The organism is Serratia sp. 506_PEND (assembly GCF_001076875.1).
GTDB classification, from domain to species: domain Bacteria; phylum Pseudomonadota; class Gammaproteobacteria; order Enterobacterales; family Enterobacteriaceae; genus Serratia; species Serratia marcescens.
In genome coordinates, this window is the sequence record NZ_JVEL01000092.1 from 1 (window position 1) to 220 (window position 220).

Here is a 220-nt window from a genome sequence, read left to right on the forward strand (position 1 = left end):
CGGCCAGATCCGTTTACCTTCACGCTGATGGCGCTTAAAGTACGCATCAATGCGGGCTTTAAGGGCGTCGATAAACCGAGAGATAACGGCGGCATCAGTGGCCGCAGGCGTATCCGGCAACCTGAGGTCAACGCGCAGCGCCAGTACGCGGGTGTATGCATTCAGCGTACAGTTGAACGTATCAGCAATACGTTGCTGCCAGTAAGGATGGTAGGTGTAA

Annotated in this window: 1 protein-coding gene; it reads right to left on the reverse strand. The window is 55.0% G+C overall.

Annotation, left to right across the window (positions count from 1 at the left end):
• On the reverse strand, positions 1-220 hold a 220-nt coding region (locus ADK28_RS02825; RefSeq protein ID WP_048794820.1), incomplete at both ends, for a YagK/YfjJ domain-containing protein.